The sequence below is a fragment of the Pseudomonas sp. XWY-1 genome, from assembly GCF_002953115.1.
Classification (GTDB): domain Bacteria; phylum Pseudomonadota; class Gammaproteobacteria; order Pseudomonadales; family Pseudomonadaceae; genus Aquipseudomonas; species Aquipseudomonas alloputida.
In genome coordinates this window covers 4695049-4713915 of sequence record NZ_CP026332.1, presented here as the reverse complement: position 1 = coordinate 4713915, position 18867 = coordinate 4695049, and the positions used below count along the sequence as shown (strand labels likewise).

20 protein-coding genes are annotated in these 18867 nt (G+C 60.9%); 7 read left to right on the top strand and 13 right to left on the bottom strand.

Features of this window, described 5'->3' with window-relative positions; all coding sequences use genetic code 11:
* Window positions 1-101 precede the first annotated feature (101 nt).
* Window positions 102-521: a response regulator gene (locus PRJ_RS22035; RefSeq protein ID WP_104962461.1), complete on the top strand. Its 420-nt coding sequence runs from the start codon at window positions 102-104 to the stop codon at window positions 519-521.
* Window positions 522-600: 79 nt separating this feature from the next.
* Entirely contained in the window at window positions 601-882 is a 282-nt protein-coding gene (locus PRJ_RS22030) for a DUF3509 domain-containing protein (protein ID WP_104962460.1), read from the top strand.
* Window positions 883-1069: 187 nt separating this feature from the next.
* Here PRJ_RS22030 and PRJ_RS22025 read toward each other — a convergent pair whose 3' ends face one another.
* Complete coding sequence (locus PRJ_RS22025) at window positions 1070-1945, bottom strand: TIGR02285 family protein (protein WP_104962459.1); 876 nt, start codon at window positions 1943-1945, stop codon at window positions 1070-1072.
* A gap of 20 nt (window positions 1946-1965) precedes the next feature.
* Entirely contained in the window at window positions 1966-3165 is a 1200-nt protein-coding gene (locus PRJ_RS22020) for a CaiB/BaiF CoA-transferase family protein (RefSeq protein ID WP_104962458.1), read from the bottom strand.
* A gap of 130 nt (window positions 3166-3295) precedes the next feature.
* Here PRJ_RS22020 and PRJ_RS22015 point away from each other — a divergent pair, with 130 nt between their 5' ends.
* Together PRJ_RS22015 and recJ are read left to right on the top strand one after the other, a co-directional pair.
* Window positions 3296-3838 (top strand): YaeQ family protein, encoded by a 543-nt coding sequence (locus PRJ_RS22015; protein WP_003252169.1) that lies wholly within the window; start codon window positions 3296-3298, stop codon window positions 3836-3838.
* 8 nt (window positions 3839-3846) lie between these two features.
* Window positions 3847-5556, top strand: a complete 1710-nt coding sequence (recJ, locus tag PRJ_RS22010) for a single-stranded-DNA-specific exonuclease RecJ (protein ID WP_020192999.1) — start codon at window positions 3847-3849, stop codon at window positions 5554-5556.
* A gap of 99 nt (window positions 5557-5655) precedes the next feature.
* Here the strand turns inward: recJ and PRJ_RS22005 are convergent, their stop codons facing one another.
* The 4 genes from PRJ_RS22005 to PRJ_RS21990 form a co-directional block, all read right to left on the bottom strand.
* Complete coding sequence (locus PRJ_RS22005) at window positions 5656-6213, bottom strand: hypothetical protein (protein ID WP_064490844.1); 558 nt, start codon at window positions 6211-6213, stop codon at window positions 5656-5658.
* 29 nt (window positions 6214-6242) lie between these two features.
* Window positions 6243-7106: a hypothetical protein gene (locus tag PRJ_RS22000; RefSeq protein WP_104962457.1), complete on the bottom strand. Its 864-nt coding sequence runs from the start codon at window positions 7104-7106 to the stop codon at window positions 6243-6245.
* Window positions 7103-7696 (bottom strand): 2OG-Fe(II) oxygenase, encoded by a 594-nt coding sequence (locus tag PRJ_RS30115; RefSeq protein ID WP_019436544.1) that lies wholly within the window; start codon window positions 7694-7696, stop codon window positions 7103-7105. Before PRJ_RS30115 ends, PRJ_RS22000 begins: the two co-directional genes overlap by 4 nt.
* Window positions 7697-8122: 426 nt before the next feature.
* Window positions 8123-8383: a DUF3077 domain-containing protein gene (locus tag PRJ_RS21990; protein WP_064490845.1), complete on the bottom strand. Its 261-nt coding sequence runs from the start codon at window positions 8381-8383 to the stop codon at window positions 8123-8125.
* Window positions 8384-8830: 447 nt separating this feature from the next.
* On the opposite strand from PRJ_RS21990, the gene PRJ_RS21985 reads away from it, so the two are divergent.
* Window positions 8831-9937, top strand: a complete 1107-nt coding sequence (locus PRJ_RS21985) for an NADH:flavin oxidoreductase/NADH oxidase (protein ID WP_104887121.1) — start codon at window positions 8831-8833, stop codon at window positions 9935-9937.
* A gap of 62 nt (window positions 9938-9999) precedes the next feature.
* Here PRJ_RS21985 and PRJ_RS21980 read toward each other — a convergent pair whose 3' ends face one another.
* The 7 genes from PRJ_RS21980 to ydcS all read right to left on the bottom strand — a co-directional run bounded on the left by PRJ_RS21980 (window position 10000) and on the right by ydcS (window position 16194).
* Window positions 10000-10332, bottom strand: coding sequence for a type II toxin-antitoxin system HicB family antitoxin (locus PRJ_RS21980; protein WP_003252175.1), 333 nt, complete (start codon window positions 10330-10332; stop codon window positions 10000-10002).
* Window positions 10329-10583: a type II toxin-antitoxin system HicA family toxin gene (locus PRJ_RS21975; protein WP_104962456.1), complete on the bottom strand. Its 255-nt coding sequence runs from the start codon at window positions 10581-10583 to the stop codon at window positions 10329-10331. Before PRJ_RS21975 ends, PRJ_RS21980 begins: the two co-directional genes overlap by 4 nt.
* Window positions 10584-10711: 128 nt before the next feature.
* A complete protein-coding gene (locus PRJ_RS21970; protein WP_104962455.1) occupies window positions 10712-12136 on the bottom strand; it encodes a gamma-aminobutyraldehyde dehydrogenase in 1425 nt (474 codons plus the stop codon).
* A gap of 17 nt (window positions 12137-12153) precedes the next feature.
* The gene (locus tag PRJ_RS21965) at window positions 12154-12960 is read right to left on the bottom strand and encodes an ABC transporter permease (RefSeq protein ID WP_104962454.1); all 807 of its coding nucleotides are present in this window, start codon (window positions 12958-12960) and stop codon (window positions 12154-12156) included.
* Window positions 12950-13861 carry an ABC transporter permease gene (locus tag PRJ_RS21960; RefSeq protein ID WP_104962453.1) on the bottom strand — a complete coding sequence of 304 codons (912 nt, stop codon included), beginning with the start codon at window positions 13859-13861 and terminating at the stop codon, window positions 12950-12952. Before PRJ_RS21960 ends, PRJ_RS21965 begins: the two co-directional genes overlap by 11 nt.
* Before the next feature lies 1 nt (window position 13862).
* The gene (locus PRJ_RS21955) at window positions 13863-14894 is read right to left on the bottom strand and encodes an ABC transporter ATP-binding protein (RefSeq protein WP_104962452.1); all 1032 of its coding nucleotides are present in this window, start codon (window positions 14892-14894) and stop codon (window positions 13863-13865) included.
* 148 nt (window positions 14895-15042) lie between these two features.
* Window positions 15043-16194: a putative ABC transporter substrate-binding protein YdcS gene (gene ydcS / locus PRJ_RS21950; protein WP_104962451.1), complete on the bottom strand. Its 1152-nt coding sequence runs from the start codon at window positions 16192-16194 to the stop codon at window positions 15043-15045.
* A 216-nt stretch (window positions 16195-16410) separates the two neighbouring features.
* On the opposite strand from ydcS, the gene PRJ_RS21945 reads away from it, so the two are divergent.
* Both PRJ_RS21945 and PRJ_RS21940 read left to right on the top strand, forming a co-directional pair.
* A complete protein-coding gene (locus PRJ_RS21945; RefSeq protein ID WP_010952580.1) occupies window positions 16411-17091 on the top strand; it encodes a tellurite resistance TerB family protein in 681 nt (226 codons plus the stop codon).
* Window positions 17092-17261: 170 nt separating this feature from the next.
* Window positions 17262-18863 carry a methyl-accepting chemotaxis protein gene (locus tag PRJ_RS21940; protein WP_104962450.1) on the top strand — a complete coding sequence of 534 codons (1602 nt, stop codon included), beginning with the start codon at window positions 17262-17264 and terminating at the stop codon, window positions 18861-18863.
* The last annotated feature ends 4 nt before the right edge of the window (window positions 18864-18867 follow it).

Below are 18867 nucleotides of genomic sequence, written 5' to 3'. Positions count from 1 at the left end.
CCCAACGTCTCAGCCTTTTCCCTCAGGTCTATCAGAAACATCCTATTCGGCCTGCCGAGCACCCCGCATAAATTAGCCGGTCCTCCCAACAGGAGCGGCTCATGCACCAGCCCTATGTGTTGATCCACCAGGCTCGCCCGTCCCACCAGATCCTCTTGCACCAGGCGCTTAACGGCCAAGGCGTCTTCAACGTGCGCATCAGCGAGAGCATCGCTGACCTCGACGCCTGCCTCTGTGCTGAGCGTCGCCCCGACCTGCTGATCCTCGACCACGCCATGCCAGCCCGGGCCGGCCTTGCCCTGTTCGCCCAATCGCAGCGAGCGCGCGCATTGCTGTTCGTCGGTCAGCCTGCCCCAGCGCGTCAAAACCTTGCCCAAGAGGCCAGAAAGCGCGGCATGTGGGTGCTCGACGAGTTACCCTGGCCGCTGTCGATGCCACGCCTGCAGCATGCCTTGCAAACACTGCAGGTGCGCCCAGGGAGGCGTATTCAAACTGTCATGCCAGCCCCGCATGCTCACTGAAGCGGGCGCGGTTTGACGAACTTTCTGCGGCGCCTGCTGGTCAGTTACTTTAGGTCCCACCACGCAGCGAGTGATCCGGATGGAAAGAATCTGCAGCCTGCTCAACGAAGCCCTGACGCCCTATCAGACCCACCTCGGCACCGCCGATCCCAGTGGTAATCGCCAACTGACCGTTCACGACCCTCTCTCAGGTATTACCTTGCGGCGCACGGTCAGCGAGCGCCAATTGCAGGAGCACCGCCTGCTGATCGACCTCGTGGACGGCTTGCACCGAGACCTGCAGATAGCTGAGGGGCGGTTGCAGCCATGTGTCATCGCAGCATTGCAGCATCGCCAGCAACCGCAGGGAACCTTTGCCTGAGTGGTTCATCAGACAGTGTAAGGGCAGCCAGCCAGTGCTTTGCTCCGGCGCTGGCAAGGCTGTCACGGGAAGTCCTCAAGGGCTTTCGCTTGGCCCCGGGCGTCTTCCCCAGCGCCCGGGGTTTCTTTTTCTCGGCAGGCACGTATCCCCCGTCTGCTTCTGCAACGACCGTGCATACGGGTTGGGCTTATTTGTCCTCAAAGAAACGCCGGCTTTCCTGTAGATAGTCTTCTCGCAATGCCAGGTCCAGCCAGCGGGCATACAACCCTGGCAACACATCCCGGCGCAGGGTAGGCAGCAACTGGTCGATGTGGGCAACTGCCGCACGCCCCAGTTCGCTGTTTGAACACCCCACATGCAGAAACTGGTAGCGATTCACGCCCTGCACAGTATGAAACTGGTAGTCAGCCAGTGACCCGCCTTGTTGTTGGATCAGGTAGCGCACTTCAGGCCAGTAGCCGAGCACCAGGCGCAGGCGCCCCAGTTGCTGCATCTGCAACAGGTTGGCGGTGGCCTCGTTGCCGTAGTGGCGGCTGAGCGCGCTGTCGGGCAACTGGCGCAGGATGCTGTCAATCTGCGTGCCGTAGCTGCGCTCGGCGACAATCCCCAGCTTTAGCGGGGCCTTGCTCAGCAGGCCATGCAGGTCCACCTGATGGCCGTCGAGGTAGGGTGCCACCAGCGCCTGGTTTTCCTTGCGCAACACCAGGCCGCCGCTAAGCACGCCCAGCGCTGGAACGGAAAAATGCACATACTTGGCCCGTTCAGGGGTCCACAGCAGGGTTGGGTCGCAGGTGAAGGTGTCACGGTCTTGCAGCATCTGCAGGCCGCGGGCGCGGTTGACCCGCACGATGCTGTGTTCGTACTCGGGCATCTGCCTGATCAGCAGCGGTAACAACTGGTCGATGACCCCCTGGCCTTCTTCCGTGCCTTCAAAAATGGTGAACGGTGGCAGGTCGCGCACCAGCCAGAAGAGGTGCTCCTTGGCGCTTGCTGGCTGCAACAGCAACGCAGGCAATAGCCCGCAGAGCAGGAGCAGATGGCGTAGGCAGCGGGGCGCGCACATGGAGCCGGTCAGCGCCAGGATCAGACCGTGCCCGCTGCGCGCAGGCTGGCGATGGCCGCTGCGTCGTAGCCCAGGCTGCCGAGCAGCGCCTCGGTATGCTCGCCCAAGGCCGGGCCGACCCATTCGCTAGAGCCGGGAGTCTCCGACAGCTTGGGCACGATGCCGGGCATGTGGAATGGCTTGCCATCCGGCAGCTTGGCCTGCAGGAACATTTCGCGTGCCAGGTACTGGGGGTCGTTGAACATGTCTTCGGCCGAATAGATACGGCTGGCTGGCACTTCGGCAGTGGTCAGCACCTGCATCAGTTGCTCCAGTGGCAAGCTGTTGGCCCAGCGGTCGATTACCCCATACAGCTCGTCACGACGCAGGTCGCGGCCGTCGTTGCTGGCCAGGGTAGGGTCGTTGGCGAGGTCATCGCGACCGATGGCCTGCATGAAGCGCTTGAAGATCGCATCACCGTTGGCGCCGATCTGTACATGCTTGCCGTCGGCGCTTGTGTGGATGGAGGAGGGCGTGATGCCTGGCATGATGTTGCCGGTGCGTTCGCGGATGAAACCGAACACATCGAATTCCGGGACCATGCTCTCCATCATGGCAAAGATCGCCTCGTACAGGGCCACGTCCACCACCTGGCCCTGGCCGCCATTGACTTCCCGGTGGCGCAGCGCCATCAGCGCGCCGATCACCCCCCACAGGGCGGCAATCGAGTCACCGATGGAAATCCCCGTGCGCACTGGCGGGCGGTCATCGAAACCGGTGATGTAGCGCAGGCCGCCCATCGACTCGCCTACGGCACCGAAGCCTGGCTGGTCTTTCATCGGCCCGGTCTGGCCAAAGCCCGACAGGCGCACCATCACCAGGCGCGGGTTCAGCGCATGCAGCTCATCCCACCCCAAACCGAGTTTTTCCAGCACGCCCGGGCGAAAGTTTTCGATCAGGATGTCGGCCTCGGCCAGCAGGCGCTTGAGGATATCGCGGCCCTCGGTGTGCTTGAGGTTGAGGGTGAGCGACTGCTTGTTGCGGGCCTGCACGAACCACCACAGCGAGGTGCCCTCGTACAGCTTGCGCCACTTGCGCAGCGGGTCGCCGCCATCGGGCGATTCGACCTTGACCACTTCGGCGCCGAATTCGGCACAGATACGGGAGGCGAACGGCCCTGCGATCAGGGTACCGAGTTCGACAACTTTAAGGCCGGCGAGGGGTTTGCTGGGCGTCGACATGGGGTGTCCGTGGCAGTTGGGCAGAGCCGTGGTTTTATCACACGTCGGTTTCGCCGGGTACTGCTGCGGGGCATGGAAGGTGCGGATGGGTTAGACTGTGCCACTTTCTTTTGCACGAAGCCCGTCGACCATGGCCCAGCCGTCCACCACCTACAAGTTCGAATTGAATCTCACCGACCTTGATCGCAACGTCTACGAAAGCGTCAAACAGACTATCGCTCGGCACCCTTCGGAAACCGAAGAGCGCATGGCCGTTCGTTTGTTGGCGTACGCGCTCTGGTACAACGAGAACTTGTCGTTTGGCCGCGGCCTGTCGGATGTCGATGAGCCGGCGCTGTGGGAAAAGAGCCTGGACGATCGCGTGCTGCACTGGATTGAAGTTGGCCAGCCCGATGCCGATCGCCTGACCTGGTGCTCGCGCCGTACCGAACGCACCAGCTTGCTGGCTTACGGCAGCTTGCGAGTGTGGGAGGGTAAAGTGGTGAGCGCGGTCAAGAACCTGAAAAACCTGAGCATTGCCGCTGTGCCGCAAGAGGTGCTGGAAACCCTGGCGACCGACATGCCGCGTAGCATCAAGTGGGACGTGATGATCAGTGAAGGTACGGTATTCGTGACTGACGACCGTGGCCAGCATGAAGTGCAACTGCAGTGGCTGCTCGGTGAGCGTGGTTGAAGCAACCCATGCGTATCGAACCTCGCCCGCTGCCGCCGACCCTGCCATTTCTGGGTAACCTGCCACCCTTGCTGACCCGCCTTTACGCCGCGCGCGGCGTGCAGAGCGAGGCCGAGCTGGACAAAAGCCTGGCACGCCTGCTGCCGTACCAGCAGCTCAAGGGCATCGAGGCCGGTGTGGACCTGCTGGTCGAAGCCATCGACCAGCGCCAGCGCATCCTCATCGTCGGCGACTTCGATGCCGACGGTGCCACCGCCAGCACCGTCGGGGTGCTGGGCCTGCGCCTGCTGGGTGCGGCCCATGTCGATTACCTGGTGCCCAACCGCTTCGAGTATGGCTACGGCCTGACCCCGGAAATCGTCGAGGTGGCGCTGCAGCGCCAGCCGCAGTTGCTGATTACCGTGGACAACGGCATTTCCAGTGTTGATGGGGTGGCAGCCGCCAAGGCCGCCGGGCTCAAGGTGCTGGTCACCGACCACCACCTGCCGGGCGAGCAGTTGCCCGATGCCGATGCCATCATCAACCCCAACCAGCCGGGCTGCAGCTTTCCGAGCAAGTCGCTGGCCGGGGTAGGGGTGATCTTCTATGTGTTGATGGCCCTGCGCGCTCGCTTGCGCAGCCTTGGGCGCTACGAGGCGCAGCCACAGCCGAACATTGGCGAGCTGCTCGATCTGGTGGCGCTGGGCAGTGTTGCTGACGTGGTGCCGCTGGATGCCAACAACCGCATCCTGGTGCACCAAGGCCTCGAGCGCATCCGCGCCGGTCGAGCCCGACCAGGGCTGAAGGCCATTCTCGAAGTGGCCCGCCGTGATCACCGGCGGATCACCTCGACCGACCTCGGTTTCATCCTCGGCCCGCGGTTGAACGCCGCAGGGCGGCTGGACGACATGAGCCTGGGTATAGAATGCCTGCTGTGCGAAGACGCGGCGCTGGCCCAGGACATGGCCCAGCAGCTGGACGACCTGAACCAGGACCGCAAGTCCATCGAGCAGGGCATGCAGCGCGAGGCCCTGGCCCAGCTCAAGGACCTGCCGGTCGAGTCCATGCCCTACGGCTTGTGCCTGTTCGATGCCGATTGGCACCAAGGGGTGATCGGTATTCTGGCTTCGCGTCTGAAGGAACGTTACCACCGGCCGACCATTGCGTTCGCTGATGCTGGCGACGGCATGCTCAAAGGTTCGGCGCGCTCGGTGCCGGGCTTCCATATTCGCGATGCGCTGGATGCCGTGGCCGCGCGCCACCCGCAACTGATCAGCAAGTTCGGCGGCCACGCCATGGCGGCAGGGTTATCGTTGCCCGAGGCCAATTTCCCGGCATTTGCTGAGGCGTTCGATGAAGAGGTGCGGCGTCAACTGCGCGAAGAAGACCTGACCGGCCGGCTGTTATCCGACGGTAGCCTGGCGGTCGAGGAATTCCACCTCGACCTGGCCAAGGCCCTGCGCCACGCCGGGCCTTGGGGCCAGCACTTCCCGGAGCCGCTGTTCCATGGCGTGTTCCAGTTGGTGGAGCAGCGTGTGGTTGGCGAACGGCACCTGAAAGTGGTGCTCAAGAGCGAATGTGGCTCGGTGCGGCTGGATGGCATTGCCTTCGGCATTGACCGCGAAGTGTGGCCAAACCCGACGGTGCGCTGGGTGGAGTTGGCGTACAAGCTGGATGTGAACGAGTTTCGCGGTAATGAGAGTGTGCAGTTGATGATTGCGCATATGGAGCCGCGCTGACTGCAAATAGGGGGCTGCTTTGCAGACTATCGCCGGCAAGCCAGCTCCCACCTCGACCGCATTGACTTCAAGTCATGCCCGCTCCCACACATACAACTGTTAGTGGCGGATCTCGGATTGCCTTTTGCACTTCCGGATCTGCCAGTGCATGACGCCTGCTGCGACGAACGAAGCCAGGCTCAGCAGTGAGAAGAACACAATCCCCTCGACTGCTTCCCGGTTGTAAGTCTCTATCACATACTTCTTGATTGCTTGATCGTACAGAATTTCATCGCTGGTCGATAATTGTCTGACGATTGAGCCGGCTAAAGCATCTTCGACATCTGCAAACAGGGGCGTCGCCTTGCTAAGGTTGGCGGCGTCGAAGCGGGCTTTTTCTGCATAAACCCATGTTTTGATCAGATGGCCGCTTGGTTCGGTGTAAGTAATGCCAAAACTGTAGATCGACTTGTCATGCTCCCAAAGTTCGGGTTTTGATGTAAGAGTGGCTGGAACGCGTACCCAGGGAGCTGTTACTGGTTGTGTGCTGCTGTTCCAGTTCGTTAGGTAGATCGGAATAAAACATAAGAAAATGAAGCCGATAAGTAGCATGGATGTCATTCGCTTATGGGGTTCCAAAGCCTGCATGATTTCGATCCAGGCACGCCAAGTTAACATCAGCAAATCCCTCCTAGGAATGAAGCCTTCTAACGATATTTGTCTTGCTGTGGGGCAGAGCAACAAGCGTACTTGTCCTGGCCGCCACCTATGACGGTGGTGATTGATGGACGAGGACCTGCGGGCGGTTGTCCATTAATGCTGTCAATTCCCACGGTGATCGTAGCGCCGTCACTAGTAGATGGCGGCGGCTGAATGGGTGGGTTCACACCGCCATAAATAACTGGTTGCCCCCAGTTGTTCACTTGAAATAGCTCTAATCTTCTTGTGCCTAGCTGGATCTCCAACGTATCGGGGTGCCATGTGACTACCTGGATTAATCCGCCGAAGTGATTATTTATAGTCTCTGGATTGGTAATTGCTAAGTTTGGGGCTAATATAGGCTTTGGTGCTTCGCTGGATATGTCGTGTGTTTTTAAGCTGTTCATAATTGGCGCTATGGCCGTTGCGATATTTTTAGCTAACTCTGAATTATATGTGCCTAGTAAGCTGGCGCCCAGCGCGACAGCAGTGAATACACCAGCGGTATAAGGGGCCGCCGCCAGGAGTGCAAACCCCGCCACCACACCAGCTACGTTGCCTACTAAACTGATGTAATCACCTTCTTTTGGCTCTTTTCCTTCCTTGGATTCAGCAACGATTTTCAAAAATGTCACCGTACCCGCGAGAGTATTGGTAACGATATTCAAAAACGGCACTGCTCCCGCAGTCATTTGCGTAACAGACAGCACGGAGGCAATGGCACTGGCGGTCTGCGCAGTCTGCACAACTAGCGAAAAGCCTTGACTGTCAGTGGTGAACTGGTCATGCACCGCAGCAGCCGCGCCTGCTTGGAATCCAGGTTTTCCAACCCTATCAACCATGGCCACAAATATTTCGACCCGTTTAGTCATATTTTGAAATCCTTGTTTATTGTCTTGAACGCAATAGTGAGGCGCAGACGGTCGCAGTCTATGGTTGGTGAGTTAGCTCGGTGTGGAATTTCACCGTCGAAGATTGCGATACGCCTTGGTTTGGGTAGTGCCGCAGCGATAACGTCAGTCTTGGCGTCATTGCAGAATAAAAGCTCACCTCCCCATGTCGTTGCCCAGTAGTCGTTACAGAAAAGGACTGCGGTATGCCCTGGCTCGCTTGGCAGGTTGTCTCGGTGAATTGGGCTGTCCTGCCCAGCGGTCTGGCCGTTTGCATACACGCCGATCAGTCTGGAGTTTTTCATGTGTCCAGCACATAGACGCTTCCAGATGTTGATGAGGAATCCCCAGCGCTCGTTTGCGACCAGTTCTTGCTCACAACATTCCAGTGATTCACGCTTGCTCCCTGCAATGAAAAAATGCCAGCAGGGGCGAGCGAAGGGCGTAGAATTTACTGGCCAGTCATATCGCCATAGGGGGTGTGAGAACGCGTTGTTAAGTTTGGCTTGTTCATCAAGTGTAATGGCATTGTCTAGAATGCTAATGTCACTTGGAGCGAATTGTCTTTGCATTGGCTATGTCTCAAGTTTTGTACAATGCCTTAAAGGCTGTTAGCCAGATAGTGGTGGTTGGCGCTAGGAGACATTAGTCGCTTGGTGTAGTGGGTTCGATAAGATATGGGGGTTACTGATTGAGAAGATTTTCCGAAGCTGATGTGGCTCTTGAGGCAATTGGCTGTGGGAAATCTTCCGTTGCCCCGGTGCGTCGGGGCAAGAAGGTGTACATGGGGGAGGTGACCCATTCATGTATGGAGTAATTACTGCCCTTAGCCGAGTAACAGTGGCGCCAACCTCAACGCGACATACCTAGGGGTTGTATGAAATGCCTTGAGACGAAAGTCAGGCAAGGCGAAAACAGCCGAAGAAGCGCAGTTTATGGGCCGTAAATGAGCATACCGAGGCTGTTTTCAACGCAGCATTACCGAGTATCAAGGCATTTCATACAGAGCCTAACTCGGCATCATCCATCAACGCCTTGGCCATCGCACTGCGGTAGTGGGCAGCCCAGATCATCATGGGTTTCTCATCCATCAGGCCGAGGATGGTCAGTTCGCGCACATAACCCATCAATTCGGATGCCTGGTCACGGGCGTCTCGGCACGGAATGCCTGCTTCGATGCGAAACAGTGGGTGGGTCTGGTTTTTACCTTGGAAGAAAGTGGTTTTGCCGACGGTGAATTGGGTGTCGACTGTGCTCATTGATCCTTCTCCTGAATCATTTCGAGTGACAACGAATGAAAGTTCTAATCGAAATGAGGGGGAGATCAGGGACTGTCATTTTCATATCAATAACTCGTAGGCTTACTGATTGACTGCTTCTCCGATTCCACACGAAGGGTGGCAGCTGTACGCGGTGTGGAATCCAGGCTACGAGTTAACCCGGTAGGCTTGTGACCTTCCGCGCACAACGGCCATGACGACAGTTACTCGGTAATTGATCGGGATTCCACGCCCGGACGCTGAATGCCAGCAACCAGCAAAGGCGACATACTCTCAAGACAAAAAAACCACACCCCACCCAAAATCCCATGGAACCTCCCCCCCACCCATTCTGGTCTAGTCTGAAGTTATGACCGGACCTGGGCCAGGGACGTGCAATTGAGTGTCCGGGCCGGATCACCATTGGAGTCCTTGGGAGGTGCCCTCATGAGCCTGCTGCTCGAGCCTTACACCCTGCGTCAGCTGACCTTGCCCAACCGCATCGCCGTGTCACCAATGTGCCAGTATTCAGCCGTCGATGGCTTGGCCAACGACTGGCATCTCGTCCATTTAGGCAGCCGTGCCGTCGGTGGCGCCGGCCTGGTAATCACTGAAGCCGTGGCGGTGACCGCCGATGGCCGGATCACCGCCGAAGACCTGGGCCTGTGGGACGACGCCCAGATAGCGCCGTTGCAGCGCATCACCCGCTTCATCAGTGCCCAGGGGGCCGTGCCTGGCATCCAGCTGGCTCACGCCGGGCGCAAAGCCAGTACCTACCGCCCGTGGCTTGGCAAACCAGGCAGCGTCAAACTGGAGGAGGGCGGCTGGCAGCCGGTGGGGCCATCGAGGATCGCCTTCGATCCGCAGCACACGCCTCCACGCGAGCTGAGCCAGGACGAGATCCAGGATGTAATCGCCGCTTTCGTCGCCTCGACCGAACGCGCCTTGAAGGCTGGATTCAAGGTGGTGGAAATCCATGCTGCCCATGGCTACCTGCTGCACCAGTTCCTGTCACCGCTGAGCAACCAGCGCCGTGATCAATATGGCAGTTCCTTCGAAAACCGTATCCGCCTGACCCTGGAGGTGGTCGAGGCCGTGCGCAAAACCTGGCCTGCCGAATTGCCGCTGTTCGTGCGGGTATCGGCTACCGATTGGGTAGAGGACGGCTGGAACCCGGATGAAACCGTCGAACTGGCACGCCGCCTGCGGAGTTTGGGCGTGGATCTGATCGATGTTTCTTCTGGTGGCACCTCGGTCAACGCCGAGATCCCCACCGGCCCCGGCTACCAGACCCGCTTTGCCGAGCGCGTGCGCAAGGAATCGGAAATCGCCACCGGCACCGTGGGCATGATCACCGAACCGGCCCAGGCCGAGCACATCCTGCGCACCGGCCAGGCCGATATCATCTTCCTCGCCCGCGAACTGTTGCGCGACCCGTACTGGCCACTGCATGCCGACGACGACCTGGGCGGCAACAAGGCCACCTGGCCTGCGCAATACCAGCGTGCGACCAGCCGCGCCAACCCGATTCACGAGTCGGATTTGCGCGACTGACCCATGACGGCCCCTGCAGGAGCAGCCGTGTCTCGCGAAAGGGCCGCAAAGCGGCCCAGGGTTCAGCTATAGGCAGCCTTGCTGAGAATATCGCTTACCCATTGGTTGATGCTTTTTTCGGCCAGCTCCGCCTTGGCCGCCACACTGGCGTGAAGGGTAGGCTCAAGGCGTAGGCTGAGCTTGCCGGAATACGTTTTCTGCGGTTCCCGCCCAAGGCGTTCGCAAGTCTCAAGATAATCGTCAACGGCTTCTTCAAATGCCTGGCGCAACTCACTGATCGATTCGCCATGAAAACCTATCACGTCGCGAATACCGGCGACATGGCCGATCAACAACTGGTCTTCGTCGCTGTATTCGATACGAGCGGCGTATCCGCGGTAAGTCATTACATTCATGGTAATACTCCTGCCTGCTCAATGAACTGGCGGGCGTCTCTTAGTTGATAGGGCTTGGCGTGCCAGTCCGGATGAGGGCGGTGGAAGGTTGCCACTGCTCCATTGAGTTCAAAGCGAACCCGTGATCCTCTTCCTTCTATGACCCTGGCACCCAGCGATACCAGCAGAGACTCCACCCGCGCCCACTCCAGTGTTCTGGGAACCGGCCTTTTAAGTAATGCTTCAAGTGTGGCTTGCTGATGATTATTCATGGTATCAGATTATGATACCAGTCAAGAGAGCTCAATGAACGTGCAGTAGGAGGGAGTAGATCACGGTTGAAGGAAAATTCTGAGACGTTGGCCGAGGGGCATTCAAGCCCCTCGGTCAACGCGAGCACTTAGTGCTTGATCATCACATGCCGCACACAGGTGTAGTCCTCCAGCCCATACATCGACATGTCCTTGCCATACCCCGAATGCTTCTGCCCGCCATGGGGCATTTCGCTGACCAGCATGAAGTGGGTATTCACCCAGGTGCAGCCGTACTGCAAGCGCGCCGCTAGGCGGTGGGCGCGGCCGGTGTCGCGGGTCCATACCGATGAGGCCAGGCCGTAGTTGGAGTCGTTGGCCCATTCCAGTGCCTGCGCTTCATCGGTGAAGCGGGTGACCGAAACCACCGGGCCAAAAACTTCGTTGCGCACGATCTCGTCGTCCTGCAGGGCATCGGCCAGCACAGTAGGCTCGAAGAAATAGCCATCGCCCTCTATTGCCTTGCCACCGGTTACCAGACGAATGTGCGGCTGGGCGATGGCCCGCTGCACCAAACCGGCGACCTTGTCGCGGTGCTGGGCACTGATCAGCGGCCCCAGTTCGGTTTCTTCAGACTCCTGCAGGCCCGGTTTGAGGCTGGCTACGGCTTTCCCCAAGCGCTCGACGAAGCGCTCGTAGATCCCGTCCTGCACATACAGGCGGCAGGCTGCGGTGCAGTCCTGGCCAGCGTTGTAGAAGCCGAAGGTGCGGATGCCGTCGATGGCGGCATCGATGTCAGCGTCATCGAACACCAGCACCGGCGCCTTGCCGCCCAGCTCCATGTGCATGCGTTTCACGCTGTCGGCGGTGGCGCTGATGATGTGCGCGCCGGTGGGGATCGAGCCGGTCAGCGATACCATGCGCACCTTGGGGTGGGTTATCAACGGGTTGCCGACCGTCTGGCCGCGACCGAAGAGAATGTTCAGCACCCCCGGCGGGAGCAAGTCCTGGGCCAGCTCGCCCAGGCGCAGGGCCGTCAGGGGCGTCAGTTCGGACGGCTTTATCACCACTGTGTTGCCGGCAGCCAGGGCCGGGGCGATCTTCCAGGCCAGCATCATCAGCGGGTAGTTCCACGGCGCGATGGAAGCCACCACACCCAACGGGTCGCGGCGAATCATCGAGGTGTGGCCCGGCAGGTACTCGCCTGCCGCCAAGCCGCCCAGGCAGCGCGCCGCACCGGCAAAGTAGCGGAACACGTCGGCAATCGCCGGGATTTCGTCGTTCAGTGCAGCGCTCAGGGGCTTGCCGCAGTTTTGCGATTCCAGCCTGGCCAGTTCATCGCCATGGGCTTCGATGGCGTCGGCCAGCGCCAGCAAGGCCTGCGAACGTTCTTTAGGGCTGGTTTGCGACCAGCTGTCGAAGGCCTGGTCGGCAGCGCGCACGGCGCTGTCCACCTGGGCTTCGCTGGCTTCGTTGATCTGCGCCAGGGCAGTGCCCAGCGCCGGGTTGAGCACGGTCCAGGCCGGGCCTTGGCCAGCGACCAGCTGGCCATTGATCAGCATCTGCGTTTGCATCGGGGGCTCCTCCAGGGTCATTTGCCACCGCCCGCGACGCTATCGCCGCCACGGGTCAGGTAATAGGCGCCAAGAATCGGCAGCATGGTCACCAGCATCACCAGCATGGCGACAACGTTGGTCACGGGTACGTCGCGCGGGCGACTGAGCTGGTTGAGCAGCCAGATCGGCAGGGTGCGCTCGTGGCCGGCGGTGAACGTGGTGACGATGATTTCATCGAACGACAAGGCAAAGGCCAGCATGCCGCCCGCCAGCAGCGCCGAGCCGAGGTTGGGCAGGACGATGTAGCGGAAGGTCTGCCAACCGTCGGCGCCAAGGTCCATCGAGGCTTCGATCAGGCTTTGCGAGGTGCGCCGCAGGCGGGCGATCACGTTGTTGTAGACGATCACCACGCAGAACGTGGCGTGGCCGACTACGATGGTGAACACCCCGGGCTCTATCCCCAGCGTCTTGAATGCCGAGAGCAGGGCGAGGCCGGTGATGATGCCTGGCAGGGCGATGGGCAGGATCAGCACCAGCGAAATGCTTTCCTTGCCAAAAAAACTGCGCCGATAGAGCGCCGCCGAGGCCAACGTACCGAGCACCAGTGCGATCAAGGTGGCCAGGCAAGCCACCTGCAGCGACAGCTTGATTGCCTCTAGCACATCGGGCCGGGTGAAGGCCACGTCGATCCACTTCAGGGTAAAGCCCTTGGGCGGAAAGCTGAACGCCGCGTCTTCGGTGTTGAAGGCGTACAGGAAGATGATCAGGATCGGGAAGTGCAGGAACAGCAACCCGCCCCAGGCCGCCAGGCGCAGCCCTGCAGACGCTTTTTCAGAGTGCATCGAAAGCCCCCAGGCGTTTGACGATGGCCAGGTATACCGCGATCAGCACGATGGGCACCAAGGTGAACGCGGCGGCCATCGGCATGTTGCCGATCGCCCCTTGCTGGGCATAGACCATGCTGCCGATGAAGTAGCCGGGCGGGCCGACCAGCTGCGGCACGATGAAGTCGCCCAGGGTGAGCGAGAAGGTGAAGATCGAGCCGGCGGCGATGCCGGGGATCGACAGCGGCAGGATCACCTGCACGAAGGTTTGCCCTGGCCGGGCACCCAGGTCCGCCGACGCCTGCAGCAGCGACGGTGGCAAGCGCTCCAGCGAGGCCTGGATCGGCAGGATCATGAACGGCAGCCAGATATACACGAACACTAGGAAGCGCCCCAGGTGCGAAGTCGACAGCGTGCTGCCGCCCACGCCCGGCACGGCCAGCACCACCTGCAGCAGGCCATCCAGGTGCAACTGCTGGACGAACCACTGGGCCACGCCGCCCTTGGCCAGCAGCAGGGTCCAGGCATAGGTCTTGACGATGTAGCTGGCCCACATCGGCATCATCACCGCGATGTAGAAAAACGCCTTGGTCTTGCCGCTGGTGTAGCGCGCCATGTAATAGGCGATGGGGAAGGCCAGTACTGCGCTGGCCAGCGACACTGCCACCGCCATGCCCAGGGTGCGCAGGATGATGTCGAAGTTCGACGGGTTGAACAGCGCGGCGAAGTTGCCCAGGGTCAGGTCCGGGGTCACCGCCATGGTGAAGTCGTCGAAGGTATAGAAGCCCTGCCACAGCAGGTTCAGCAGCGAGCCCAGGTAAATCGCGCCGAACCAGGTCAGCGGCGGGATCAACAGCAGTGCCAGGGACAGGTTGGGGCGCCGGTACAGCAGGTTGGACAGGGTGCGCAGTGTGCTCATGTCAGCGGCCCTCGGTTTCCTGCAGCACCGTCATGGCCTCGCGGGGCCAGTGCGCCTGCAGGCGTTGCCCGAGCTGCCAGGCCTGTACCTGCTTCTGCCAGCGGTCATTGGCCTGGCTTACTGCCAGCAGTTGACCGTTGTCCAGCTGCAGTTCGTAGCGGGTGGCGCTGCCTTGGTACTGGACATCGTGCAGCACGCCGCTGACCTGTACCTCATGGCTGGTCACTACCGGGTCGCCCAGGCGAATGTGCTCGGGACGGATGGAGAAGGGCGCCGGGCTGCCGTTGAGCTGCATGGCCAGCTCGCCCCGCACCACGTTGGACGTGCCGACGAATTCAGCGACGAAGGTTGTGCTGGGCTTCATGTACAGGTTGCGCGGGGTGTCGACCTGTTCGATACGGCCGCGGTTGAACACCGCGACCCGGTCAGACATCGACAGTGCTTCGGTTTGGTCGTGGGTGACGAAGATGAAGGTGATGCCCAGTTGGCGTTGCAGCTTTTTCAGCTCGCCTTGCATCTGTTCGCGCAATTTCAGGTCCAGCGCGCCCAGTGGCTCATCCAGCAGCAGCACCCGCGGACGGTTGACCAACGCCCGGGCCAGGGCCACGCGCTGACGCTGGCCGCCAGACAGCTGTGCCGGCTTGCGCGCGCCATAGCCGGCCAGGGCTACCATGGCCAGGGCTTCTTCGGCGCGGCTGTGGCGTTCGGCCTTGCCCACGCCTTTTACCTTCAGGCCATAGGCGATGTTCTCCAGCACGTTCATGTGCGGGAACAGCGCATAGTCCTGGAACACAGTGTTGACGTCACGTTGGTAGGGCGGCAGGCCAGCGGCCTCGACCCCTTGGATGCGGATCGAACCGCTAGAGGGTTGCTCGAAGCCTGCGATCAGGCGCAGGCAGGTGGTCTTGCCCGAGCCGGAAGGGCCGAGCATGGAAAAGAACTCGCCATCGATGATGTCGATGCTGACCTGGTCGACGGCCTTGACCTCGCCGAAGGTGCGGGAAACCTGGGTGAACTGGACGGCTAGGGGCATGCGTGGACTCCGGACAACAAGGGTTCTCCTGTGCCGGCCTCTTCGCGGGTGAACCCGCTCCTACAGGACGCGCCACCCTTGCAGGCGGTGAAGAACCTGGGGGAGCGGGATTGCCCGGGAAAAGGCTGGTACAGGCATTCAGGCAACCTTAGCGACCACCCATGATCGCAATGTAGTCCTGGGTCCAGCGGCTGTAAGGCACGAACTTGCCCCCTTGGGCCTGCGGTGTTTTCCAGAAGGCAATCTTGTCGAAGTTGTCGAAGCCGTTGGTCTTGCAGCCCTCGGCCCCCAGCAGCTCGCTGCCGGTGCACGCCGCCGGCACAGCCGGCAACGAGCCGAACCAGGCCGCCACATCGCCTTGCACCTTAGGTTGCAACGACCAGTCCATCCACTTGTAGGCGCAATTGGGGTGCTTGGCCTCGGCGTGCAGCATGGTGGTGTCGGCCCAGCCGGTCGCGCCCTCCTTGGGAATGGTCGAGGCCACTGGCTGGTTCTCGGCCTTGAGGCCATTGACCATGTAGCCCCAGGAGCTGGAGGCAACCACGCCTTCGTTTTTCACATCGCTCATCTGGACCGTGGCGTCATGCCAATAGCGGTGGATCAGCGGTTGCTGCTGGCGCAGCAGTTCCAGCACGGCCTTGTATTGTGCCTCGTTCAGTTCGTACGGGTCCTTGATGCCCAGTTCGGGCCTGGCCGACTTCAGGTACAGCGCTGCATCGGCGATGTAGATCGGCCCGTCATAGGCTTGCACGCGGCCCTTGTTCGGCTTGCCGTCGGGCAGGTTCTGCGGCTCGAACACCACGCTCCAGCTGGTGGGCGCCTGCTTGAAGGTGTCGGTGTTGTACAGCAGCACGTTTGGCCCCCACTGGTACGGCGTGCCGTACACCTGCTTGTCGACCACATACCAGCTACCGTTCTGCAGGCGCGGGTCGATGCTCTTCCAGTTGGGGATCAAGGCGGTGTTGATCGGCTGTACGCGCTTGCCTGCAATCAGCCGCAGCGATGCATCGCCCGAGGCGGTGACCAGGTCATAGCCGCCCTTGGTCATCAGGCTGACCATCTCGTCCGAGGTGGCGGCCGTTTTCACGCTGACCTTGCAGCCGGTTTCCTTTTCGAAACCGGTCACCCAGTCGTAGGCCTTGTCGCTTTCACCGCGTTCGATGTAGCCGGGCCAGGCGACGATGTCCAGGCGCCCCTCGCCGGCCCCCAGGGCCTTGGGCGCTTCGGCGGCCTGCAGGCTGGCGCTGGCCAGCATGGCGCAGGTGGTGGCGCCGAGCAATGCGGTCTTGTGCACTGACATGGTGTTCCCTCTTCTTGGCGATCTTGTTCGGGCAGTCATGAGGCAAGCAGTGAAACAATCGTTATAAGCGTAGTGCGTGAGTGCGAGGTATTGGCGATATCGAGTCTAGTTGGCTTTTTGCCCGCTAACGCAACATCCTGAAGCAAATCCCTGCATGGCGTGTGCTCCGCCAAGCCTTACTCTGGCGTTTGAATCTTCTTACGTGGAGACACGCGAATGAACACCCGTGGCTTGCTCGATCAACTCCTCAAATCCGGCCAGCAACTGCTCGAAAAGCAGGGGGGCGCCACCAAGCCTGGCAGCCCTTCGGGCGGGTTGGGCGGGTTGTTGTCCGGGGCAGGAGGCGGCCTGCTGGGTGGGGGCGCTCTGGGCCTGTTGCTGGGTAGCAAGAAGGCCCGCAAGTACGGTGGCAAGGCCCTGACTTACGGCGGCCTCGCCGCGCTGGGGGTACTGGCCTATAAAGCTTACGGCAACTGGCAGGCAAACCAGCGGGGGGCCGCAGCCGAGCCTCAAACCATCGACCGCCTGCCGCCGGCCCAGGCCGAGCAGCACAGCCAGGCGGTACTGCGCGCCTTGGTGGCGGCGGCCAAGTCCGATGGGCATATCGACGAGCGCGAGCGGGCGCTGATCGAGGGTGAATTCACGCGCCTGGACAGCGACCGCGAATTGCAGCACTGGCTGCATGCCGAGCTGAACAAGCCGCTGGACCCGGCCGAAGTGGCCCGCGCTGCGCAAACGCCGGAGATGGCTGCCGAGATGTACCTGGCCAGCGTGATGATGGTCGATCAGGAAAACTTCATGGAGCGTGCCTACCTGGACGAGCTGGCTCGCCAGCTGCGGCTGGACCCGGGCTTGCGCCAGGAACTGGAAAGCCAGGTGCGGTTGGCTGCAGCGTAGTGGCGGTGCTTGCCACGGCCTATTGAGCGCCTGTGAGATCGAGCGCCGCCCGCGCGGCGCTCGATCTCACAGGCGCAAAATTCCTGACGACAATCACATCAATACCGTAAGACCTCTGGGCTATACTTCGGCGATTTTTCCCGCTCGTTGTGAATTCCTGAGGGCTGAATGTGAAGAACTGGACCTTGCGCCAACGGATCCTGGCAAGTTTCGCCGTGATCATCGCCATCATGTTGCTGATGATCGTGGCCGCCTACTCGCGGTTGGTGACTATCGAAACCGCCGAAGAGGCGGTGGGGACCGACAGCATTCCCGGCGTCTACTACAGCTCGATGATCCGCAGCGCCTGGGTCGACAGCTACGTTACCAGCCAGCAACTGGTGGGCCTGTCCAACCATCGTGAAATCACATCGGCCGACCTGGAACTGTTCAGAAGCTTCGATAACCGGCTGAAGCAATACATGGCCAGCTACCAGGCCACCATCCAGGACAAAGACGACCAGGCCCGATTTGACAGCTTCGTGCAACTGGAAGAAAACTACCTCAAGATCGTCAACCAGGTGCTGGATGCGTACGGTCAGCACAACTACGACGAAGCCCAACGGCTGATCACCGAGGTCCTCACCCCGGCCTGGAAGGATGGGCGCGAGCACCTGAATGAAGTGATCGAGTATAATCGGGCCTCTGCCGATGCCGCCACCAACGATATCGTCAACGCAGTCAACACGGCCAAGGGCAGCATGGTGGTCTCACTGCTGCTGGCAATCGTCGCTGCCGGCATCTGCGGCCTGTTGCTGCTGCGTGCTATCACAGCGCCCATGCAGCGTATCGTGCATGCCCTCGACAAGCTGCGTTCCGGTGACCTGAGCATGCGCCTGAGCCTGGATCGCAAGGACGAATTCGGTGCCATCGAAAGCGGCTTCAACGAAATGGCCGAGGCACTGGCCAACCTGGTGGCCCAGGCCCAACGCTCGTCGGTGCAGGTGACCACTTCGGTCACCGAAATTGCCGCCACCTCCAAGCAGCAGCAGGCCACCGCTACCGAGACGGCCGCTACCACCACCGAAATCGGCGCCACCTCGCGGGAAATCGCCGCGACTTCGCGGGACCTGGTGCGCACCATGACCGAAGTGACGACGGCTGCTGATCAGGCATCCAGTCTGGCAGGCTCTGGGCAGCAGGGTCTGGCACGCATGGAAGAGACCATGCACCAGGTGATGGGCGCTGCCGACCTGGTCAATGCCAAGCTCGGTATCCTCAACGAGAAAGCCAGCAACATCACCCAGATGGTGGTAACCATCGTCAAGGTTGCCGACCAGACCAATCTGCTGTCGGAAAAGGCCGGTGAATATGGCCGCGGCTTTGCCGTGGTCGCTACCGAAGTGCGCCGCCTGGCCGACCAGACCGCCGTGGCCACCTACGACATCGAGCAAATGGTGCGCGAGATCCAGTCGGCAGTGTCGGCCGGTGTCATGGGGATGGACAAGTTCTCCGAAGAAGTGCGCCGCGGCATGTTCGAGGTGCAGCAGGTGGGCGAGCAACTGAGCCAGATCATTCACCAGGTGCAGGCCTTGGCGCCGCGTGTATTGATGGTCAACGAAGGCATGCAGGCCCAGGCCACCGGTGCCGAGCAGATCAATCAGGCGCTGGCCCAGCTCAGCGATGCCAGCACCCAGACTGTCGAGTCGCTGCGCCAGGCCAGCTATGCCATCGACGAGCTGAGCCAGGTGGCCGCGGGCCTGCGTGGCGGCGTGTCGCGCTTCAAAGTCTGACCGC

Coding starts and splice junctions, on each gene's coding strand:
- PRJ_RS22035 (WP_104962461.1), top strand. CDS start 102: ATGCACCAGCCCTATGTGTTGATCCACCAGGCTCGCCCGTCCCACCAG.
- PRJ_RS22030 (WP_104962460.1), top strand. CDS start 601: ATGGAAAGAATCTGCAGCCTGCTCAACGAAGCCCTGACGCCCTATCAG.
- PRJ_RS22025 (WP_104962459.1), bottom strand. CDS start 1,945: ATGTGCGCGCCCCGCTGCCTACGCCATCTGCTCCTGCTCTGCGGGCTA.
- PRJ_RS22020 (WP_104962458.1), bottom strand. CDS start 3,165: ATGTCGACGCCCAGCAAACCCCTCGCCGGCCTTAAAGTTGTCGAACTC.
- PRJ_RS22015 (WP_003252169.1), top strand. CDS start 3,296: ATGGCCCAGCCGTCCACCACCTACAAGTTCGAATTGAATCTCACCGAC.
- recJ (WP_020192999.1), top strand. CDS start 3,847: ATGCGTATCGAACCTCGCCCGCTGCCGCCGACCCTGCCATTTCTGGGT.
- PRJ_RS22005 (WP_064490844.1), bottom strand. CDS start 6,213: ATGTTAACTTGGCGTGCCTGGATCGAAATCATGCAGGCTTTGGAACCC.
- PRJ_RS22000 (WP_104962457.1), bottom strand. CDS start 7,106: ATGACTAAACGGGTCGAAATATTTGTGGCCATGGTTGATAGGGTTGGA.
- PRJ_RS30115 (WP_019436544.1), bottom strand. CDS start 7,696: ATGCAAAGACAATTCGCTCCAAGTGACATTAGCATTCTAGACAATGCC.
- PRJ_RS21990 (WP_064490845.1), bottom strand. CDS start 8,383: ATGAGCACAGTCGACACCCAATTCACCGTCGGCAAAACCACTTTCTTC.
- PRJ_RS21985 (WP_104887121.1), top strand. CDS start 8,831: ATGAGCCTGCTGCTCGAGCCTTACACCCTGCGTCAGCTGACCTTGCCC.
- PRJ_RS21980 (WP_003252175.1), bottom strand. CDS start 10,332: ATGAATGTAATGACTTACCGCGGATACGCCGCTCGTATCGAATACAGC.
- PRJ_RS21975 (WP_104962456.1), bottom strand. CDS start 10,583: ATGAATAATCATCAGCAAGCCACACTTGAAGCATTACTTAAAAGGCCG.
- PRJ_RS21970 (WP_104962455.1), bottom strand. CDS start 12,136: ATGCAAACGCAGATGCTGATCAATGGCCAGCTGGTCGCTGGCCAAGGC.
- PRJ_RS21965 (WP_104962454.1), bottom strand. CDS start 12,960: ATGCACTCTGAAAAAGCGTCTGCAGGGCTGCGCCTGGCGGCCTGGGGC.
- PRJ_RS21960 (WP_104962453.1), bottom strand. CDS start 13,861: ATGAGCACACTGCGCACCCTGTCCAACCTGCTGTACCGGCGCCCCAAC.
- PRJ_RS21955 (WP_104962452.1), bottom strand. CDS start 14,894: ATGCCCCTAGCCGTCCAGTTCACCCAGGTTTCCCGCACCTTCGGCGAG.
- ydcS (WP_104962451.1), bottom strand. CDS start 16,194: ATGTCAGTGCACAAGACCGCATTGCTCGGCGCCACCACCTGCGCCATG.
- PRJ_RS21945 (WP_010952580.1), top strand. CDS start 16,411: ATGAACACCCGTGGCTTGCTCGATCAACTCCTCAAATCCGGCCAGCAA.